We start from the raw sequence: 4573 nt of genomic DNA, 5'->3' as shown, positions 1-4573 counted from the left end.
CAGGAGAATCACAATCCCGACAATTGCACCGCCCGCGAAGGCGACGATGGATAGCAGGACCGTCCAGCGGGCTGCCAGCAGCAGATTGCGCACGATGTCCCAGAGCGTGAACTCGATCATGCCATGCCTCCGGCTATCGCACGCCGTCCGGCTGCAAACAACAGCCTACGCAATCCGATGCTCATTCCGAGATAGACCAGAGTCACGATAAAATAGGTTTCGAAGGCGCGGAAGGTTCGCGCCTGTAGCATGTCTGCCTCGTAGGTGAGCTCGCGCACTGCAATCTGCGACACAACCGACGACTCCAGCATCATGATGATGATCTGGCTGGTCAGTGCCGGGAAAATGACTTTCAGTGCCTGCGGCAGCACGATCTTGATGAATACGAGCCACGACGGCAGACCCAGCGCCGCCGCAGCTTCCCTCTGACCTTTGGGTACGGCGTCGAGCCCGGAACCAACGATCTCGGTGGTATAGGCGGTCATGTTCAGCGTCATCGCCAGCATGGCGGCAACGACCGGATCAAGACGAATGCCAAACCGCGGCAGCCCGAAGAAAATGAAGAAGAGCTGCACCAGAAATGGCGTATTACGAATGAGCTCGACATAAGCCCAGATGGCTTTGCGCAAGACGGGGTAGCGGCTGCGCTTGGCCGCGGCGCCGAATATGCTCAGGATGACGCCAGCAACCGTGGTGACAGCGATCAGAAAGATCGTCATCGCCGCGCCGCTGGCGATCATGCCGATCGCGCCATTCAGCCAGCCGAAGTCGAGCGCGTAGCCCACAGATCAATCCTTGAGGTTTTCAGGATTGAGCGGTGTCTTCAGCCAGGCTTCCGAGCTCTTGTTAAGRCTGCCATCGCTGAGCATTTTGGTCACTGTGTCGTTGATGGCCTGCTTGAGGCGATCCTCTTTCTTGTTAAGGGCAATGTGCGACGGCGATGTCAGCAGCTGGAATTTCTGTTCGGGAGCCAGAGCCTCCTGGCGGGCAAGAACCTGTGCACCGACATCATTGCCGACTACCATCAATTGAGTTTGGCCGGAAATGAAAGCCTGGATCACTGAGTTATAGTTATCGAAGCGCTTGACGTCGGCAGAAGCCGGAACCACCTCGGTGAGCGAAGTGTCTTCCAAGGTGCCACGGTTGACGGCAATGCTCTTGCCGGCAAGATCATCCTTACCCTTCACTTCAAGGGCCTTCGGGCCAATGACGGCGATGTAGTAGGGTGCATAGGCGGCTGCAAAGTCGATAACCTGTTCGCGCTCCTTGCTGTAACCGACACTCATCAGAAGGTCGACGCGATGTTCAGTGAGATAAGGAATGCGGTTCTGACCGGTTACCGGAACCGTATTGAGCTTTACCTTCAACGCATCGGCTAGTGCCTGGGCCACATCCATATCATAGCCTTTAAGCGTCATGTCGGCGCTGGCGGAAGAGAAGGGCGGGAAGTCGGCAAAGACGCCGACATTGAGGACGCCCGCCTTGGTGATGTCATCGATCGCATCGGCATTGGCGACTTTTGCCGCAATACCGAGTGCAGCGCCGCTGATCAGCAGGGCCGCGAGGGATGATCGCAGAGTGGTATAGATCGTCATTTTATTCCCCTTCATTGTTGTTGTGTAATCGACGAGGACAATCCGGCTGTTACGCCATGCTGTTCCTCGCCGTTTGTTGTTTTGGCGATTTCATGCGTACTAACGGTTGCCCTGAACAAACGGGCTGAAAACCATCAGACTCAGAATTTCGAAGAGAACTTGTGCGCCCGCATGAGCGGTGTTCGTCGTAGCATCATACTGTGGCGCGACTTCCACGACGTCACCGCCGACGAGATTGATACCCTTGAGGCCGCGGATGAGCTCGAGCACTTCGCGCGTCGTCAAGCCGCCGACTTCCGGAGTACCAGTGCCCGGCGCAAAGCTTGGGTCGAGGCTGTCCACATCGAAGGAAAGGTAGGTAGGACCGTCGCCGACAATTTTTCTCGCCTTTTCGATAATAGCGGGTATGCCAAGACCGGTTACTTCTTCCGCATGAATGACGGTCATTCCGGATTCGTAGGAGAACTCCCACAGATATTCTGCTGATCCGCGAATGCCGATCTGGATCGTACGGCTCGGATCGAGCACACCATCGAGAACCGCGTTGCGTAAGGGACCGCCATGATGGAATTTGGTCTGATCGAAGGCGCCTCCCGTATCGCAGTGCGCGTCGATATGGATCATGCCCACCGGGCGCTTCTTGCCGACAGCCTTCATGATAGGATGGGTAATCGAATGATCGCCCCCTACTGAAAGCGGGACAACGCCGGCCTCGACGATCTGGTTGATGCGACGTTCGATGTCATCATGGCTCTGCTCGAGCCTGTAACGGCTGGCAAAAGGCACGTCGCCAATGTCGGCAACACGCAGGTCGAATACAGGCGCGCATTCCAGAACGTGATTGTACGGACCGATGCGCTCGATGGTCCGGAGCGCTCGAGGGCCGAAACGCGAGCCAGTGCGATTGGTTACGCCCAGGTCCATCGGCACGCCAACCATGGCGACCTGGAGATTGCCGAAATCCGGATTGCTGGAATCGACGGGCATATGGGGGGCGGTCAAAAAGGTCGGCATGCCCGAATATGGCGCTAGGCGCGTACCGCTTTTTGAAAAGATCTTGTCTGCGACCTTCCGGAATGTCGGATCAAACAACTCACCGCCATGGCTCTCGCCATATTTAGCGCGCAGTTCGTTCAGCTTTTTCTCATCCCAAGATGCCATGACAAGTATCCCAATGTCGTAAGTGCGCGGGGATAAGACGGATTCGGCGTGTGTTGCTGGTAAATTTCCGTCGTTGCCTGTTCCCCGGGCATTTTGCCTCGTTGGACGTATTATCGTTACAAAAGGCACAGAAAAGCAATTGACATTGTTATAGCTTATTGTGTGAATAAATCTCACATGACTTTCCGACAATTGACGGCTAATGGAATCCTATGACGCAAGGTCGCCTGCCCCCGCTGAACCCGTTGCGCGCCTTTGAGGCGACTGCCCGGCATGGCTCCGTGACTGCCGCAGCGCGTGAACTTAATGTTACACACGGCGCAATCAGCCATCAGATAAAAGCGCTGGAGGCTACTCTTGATGTCCAGCTGTTCGAACGTGGCGCCCAACGTCTCAAGCTTACGCCGCAAGGGGCGCTCCTCTTGCCGACAGTATCAAAAGCATTCGAGGATATTGCCGCGACGACTGCGCTGATCAAGCGCCCGACGACGAGCGGTGAACTCACGGTGACGTGCGTGCCGGCGTTGCTTTCGCTTTGGCTCATCCCGCGCATGAACCAGTTCACCGAGCAATATCCGGATATCAGACTGACGCTGATTGCGTCGAACGAGTCAGATCATCTACACTCGTCGGATGTCGATGTCTGCGTGCTTTATGGTCATGGCAATTGGGCCGACTGTTGGATAAGGCTTTGGACGACACTGAAGCTGTTTCCTGTCGCAAGTCCGACGCTGCTCAATATGCGGCCTCTTCGATCCGTGCGCGATCTCCGCGATCACGTTCTCCTGCACGGCGATGATGGACGGGAATGGAACACTTGGCTGGCCGCAGCCGATGCAACCGAGCATGCCCGTGGCGCACAGCATTTCATGAGCGATGCGCGCCTTTCGACGGAAGCGGCTGTTTACAGCCAGGGTGTTGCGCTGGGCGACACAATCACCGCCAGCCATCTCATTGCCAAGGGTGAACTGATCGTCCCATTTGACCTAACCGTGCCGGCAAACAACGCCTTCTACGTCGCCTGCCGCAATGAGGTGCGCAACGCACCCATCGTCAAGGTTTTTATCGATTGGCTGTTTGCCTCGCTGGAGACAGATACGATCACCGAACCGCAAACCTCAGCGCGCCGTATCATCCGCCCGCGGAATGGGAAGGTCAGTGCGCAAGAACGTCTGGCCACCCCTCCATCCATCCCGACGACAGGCCCGAAACGGCTGGATCGCGCGCTGAAACGCCGCGCAAAAATTGATATTCGATAGGATATTCCATGACTTCTGCTTTACWCAACCCGCTTATCACCCGCTTGTCGCCCCCGCCCATACCGGCTGTGCAGGCATGGGGCAAATCCTATGATGGCAGCCTTGGCCCGTTGATCGATCTGTCTCAGGCCGTTCCCGGCTATCCGCCGCATCCGGATATGCTGCGCTGGCTCGGCGAAGCTGCATCGTCACTTGCCTACACCAACTATGGCGCAATCGAGGGTGAAACAGCTTTGCGCGAGGCCTATGCGGCACACGTGTCCGAGCTCTATGGTGCAGAGATTGCCGGTGGCAACATCCACATCACATCTGGCTGCAATCAGGCGTTCATCTGCGCAGTGATGGCTGTTGCGGCAGCGGGCGATACGGTGCTGATGAGCGATCCGTTCTATTTCAATCATGAGACGACGTTGTCGATGTTGGGGATCAAAACCGGCTTCGTAGAGTGCGAATCTGCCGATGGTTTCGTTCCCACGGTGAAGGCTGTTGAACGTACGCTGACACCTGGCGTTCGGGCCATTGCCCTCGTGACACCTAACAATCCGACGGGTGCTGTTT

The 4573-nt window shown here is 56.6% G+C and carries 5 protein-coding genes and 1 pseudogene; 2 read left to right on the top strand and 4 right to left on the bottom strand.

Going from position 1 to position 4573, the window contains the following annotated elements; translation table 11 throughout:
• The 4 genes and pseudogenes from ACXJ5O_RS19590 to speB all read right to left on the bottom strand — a co-directional run.
• Positions 1-120 (bottom strand): annotated as a pseudogene (locus tag ACXJ5O_RS19590) (amino acid ABC transporter permease); the annotation flags it as partial.
• Positions 117-785 carry an amino acid ABC transporter permease gene (locus tag ACXJ5O_RS19585; RefSeq protein WP_457301355.1) on the bottom strand — a complete coding sequence of 223 codons (669 nt, stop codon included), beginning with the start codon at positions 783-785 and terminating at the stop codon, positions 117-119. The pseudogene ACXJ5O_RS19590 and the gene ACXJ5O_RS19585, both read right to left, overlap by 4 nt.
• Positions 786-788: 3 nt before the next feature.
• Positions 789-1595: a transporter substrate-binding domain-containing protein gene (locus tag ACXJ5O_RS19580; RefSeq protein WP_457301354.1), complete on the bottom strand. Its 807-nt coding sequence runs from the start codon at positions 1593-1595 to the stop codon at positions 789-791.
• Positions 1596-1694: 99 nt separating this feature from the next.
• On the bottom strand, positions 1695-2756 hold the full coding sequence (gene speB / locus ACXJ5O_RS19575) for an agmatinase (RefSeq protein WP_457301353.1): 1062 nt from the start codon (positions 2754-2756) through the stop codon (positions 1695-1697).
• Positions 2757-2968: 212 nt separating this feature from the next.
• Here speB and gcvA point away from each other — a divergent pair, with 212 nt between their 5' ends.
• Together gcvA and ACXJ5O_RS19565 are read left to right on the top strand one after the other, a co-directional pair.
• The gene (gene gcvA / locus ACXJ5O_RS19570) at positions 2969-4015 is read left to right on the top strand and encodes a transcriptional regulator GcvA (protein WP_457301352.1); all 1047 of its coding nucleotides are present in this window, start codon (positions 2969-2971) and stop codon (positions 4013-4015) included.
• A gap of 8 nt (positions 4016-4023) precedes the next feature.
• Positions 4024-4573, top strand: a 550-nt coding sequence (locus tag ACXJ5O_RS19565; RefSeq protein ID WP_457301351.1) for an aminotransferase class I/II-fold pyridoxal phosphate-dependent enzyme, incomplete at its 3' end; no start/stop codon positions are given.

The sequence above is a fragment of the Phyllobacterium sp. P5_D12 genome, assembly GCF_054049495.1.
This window is presented reverse-complemented; position numbering and strand designations above follow the sequence as displayed.

Excerpts from the sequence above, each read along its gene's own strand:
- speB (WP_457301353.1), bottom strand. The coding sequence starts at position 2,756 with ATGGCATCTTGGGATGAGAAAAAGCTGAACGAACTGCGCGCTAAATAT.
- gcvA (WP_457301352.1), top strand. The coding sequence starts at position 2,969 with ATGACGCAAGGTCGCCTGCCCCCGCTGAACCCGTTGCGCGCCTTTGAG.